3 protein-coding genes are annotated in these 1,564 nt (G+C 53.1%); all 3 read right to left on the bottom strand.

The features are described 5' to 3' along the window. Positions 1–283: 283 nt before the first annotated feature. From AC16KF_RS01095 to AC16KF_RS01085, 3 genes are read right to left on the bottom strand one after another with little or no spacing between them, the layout of a single operon-like run. A complete protein-coding gene (locus AC16KF_RS01095) occupies positions 284–655 on the bottom strand; it encodes a hypothetical protein (RefSeq protein WP_484035435.1) in 372 nt (123 codons plus the stop codon). Continuing rightward, positions 655–1,233 (bottom strand): hypothetical protein, encoded by a 579-nt coding sequence (locus AC16KF_RS01090; RefSeq protein ID WP_484035434.1) that lies wholly within the window; start codon positions 1,231–1,233, stop codon positions 655–657. Before AC16KF_RS01090 ends, AC16KF_RS01095 begins: the two co-directional genes overlap by 1 nt. Continuing rightward, complete coding sequence (locus AC16KF_RS01085; RefSeq protein ID WP_484035433.1) at positions 1,230–1,421, bottom strand: hypothetical protein; 192 nt, start codon at positions 1,419–1,421, stop codon at positions 1,230–1,232. Before AC16KF_RS01085 ends, AC16KF_RS01090 begins: the two co-directional genes overlap by 4 nt. Positions 1,422–1,564: the final 143 nt, after the last annotated feature.

Below are 1,564 nucleotides of genomic sequence, written 5' to 3'. Positions count from 1 at the left end.
CGATTTAATCGCGGCTCCGCGCTCGGCGGGGGAGGGACGCCCCACCGCTCGAACTCTATCATCAATCCGATTACGAAGCCCGCACAAAAGGCGAGGAAATAGATCAATTTCATTCTACCGTCGCCTTGACCCACGAATAAGATGTTCATTTCACGCTCTCCAATTTGTTAAGTGCTTTATCATCGTCCGCTCCAAAAAAGCGGCATGACGATAAAGTCGCAGACATAGATTGCGAAGGCGGCGAACAGAATGTAGCCAAGCGTGCCGAGATGTTTTTTCATGGTTATATGTCCATTTCCATTTGTCCAGTAGCGAGTATCTTTCTGCGCCGCGTTGCGCGGGCATTTTCAAGATGCTCTTGCAGATCAAAAACTAGGTGACAGCGTTGGCACATGGCTTTCAGATTTTTGCGCCGCACATCCATTTTGTCGTGTTTATTTCCTTTACGACCATCTGGATAATCAATTCCTAAATGAGCGACGGTAAGAATTACTTTTGATGTTGTAATTGGATGAGGCTCATAATTTATTGCGTCACACCGCCCCTCATGTAACCCGCACTCTCCAACACACTCGCAACGCCCGCGTGATCTTACGCGAATAGATAGGCTGATTTTTTTCCAGTCTTTTGGGTAACGCGACATATCTACTGGCATTATTCATCCTTCGGCATCTTCGCCGCCCACGTCCGCCATGCCAGCGGCGTATCCTTCGCCGCCAATATGCCCGTCACTAGCGAGGACAGGCGTTTACTGTACGACACGAACGACGGCGGATTGCCCGCTGTTTCCTGCTCCGCTTCCACCTCGCGCCTGAGCGTCTCAGTACTGTGACTTTCGCCGTTGATCTTGTAGGCTGTCAACTGCGCGAAGTAGCGCATCACGTCACGGTTCGACAGGTTGTATTTTCTCTGCAATTCCCACGCCGTCCAGAAGTGCGTCGGCGTAAACGACTTCCGCAGTTGGCGGGCTACGGAGTTACCTTCGGACTTGCGTATGGATTCCAGCATCCAGTACGCATGAGCATAATTCTCGATGGTCGCCGTACTGCGTCGCGCTTCCAGCGCAATGTCTATCACGGCGTTGACCTTGTACGCGCCAACCACCCGCGCCACAAAATACGCGGCGCACCAAATGTTTACATCACTCGCGCGGCTGAATGACACGGCGCGGCGGATGTCGCGCTCGATAGTATCCTCAGATACCATCCAATGCAAGTCTGTCACTAATTTCATTGCGCCTCATTTCGGCAGACCCGCGCCAACAGGTCGTTATACGTCTGTTCGTCCATCTCACCGCGTAAGTACGCGGCGGTAAGGTTCTCGATGATTTCTCCGCGCTCGTCGGCGGCTTGTTTCAGGAGTTCGATGCGGGCGTGTTCAATACGCACCATTTCCGCAAACTGGACAGATTCCGCGCTCATGCTATGTCCTTTCGACGCATCCATTCGGGGAGCGCGTTCGGCTTCGTCAAGTCTTTTAGTTCGCGGAATCGCGGGTTCGGCGTTTCGCGGATGTAGTTGATCGCGCCGCCTGGGACATGGTAATCCAGTTCGCGCCCTGCCGC

This window comes from Candidatus Defluviilinea gracilis, assembly GCF_057138825.1.
Note: the sequence above shows the minus strand (reverse complement) of the source record. Positions and strands in the feature narration are given on the sequence as shown.

What these genes read in the sequence shown, in the direction of transcription:
- AC16KF_RS01085 (WP_484035433.1), bottom strand. Translation starts at nt 1,421, where the DNA reads ATGAGCGCGGAATCTGTCCAGTTTGCGGAAATGGTGCGTATTGAACAC.
- AC16KF_RS01090 (WP_484035434.1), bottom strand. Translation starts at nt 1,233, where the DNA reads ATGAAATTAGTGACAGACTTGCATTGGATGGTATCTGAGGATACTATC.
- AC16KF_RS01095 (WP_484035435.1), bottom strand. Translation starts at nt 655, where the DNA reads ATGCCAGTAGATATGTCGCGTTACCCAAAAGACTGGAAAAAAATCAGC.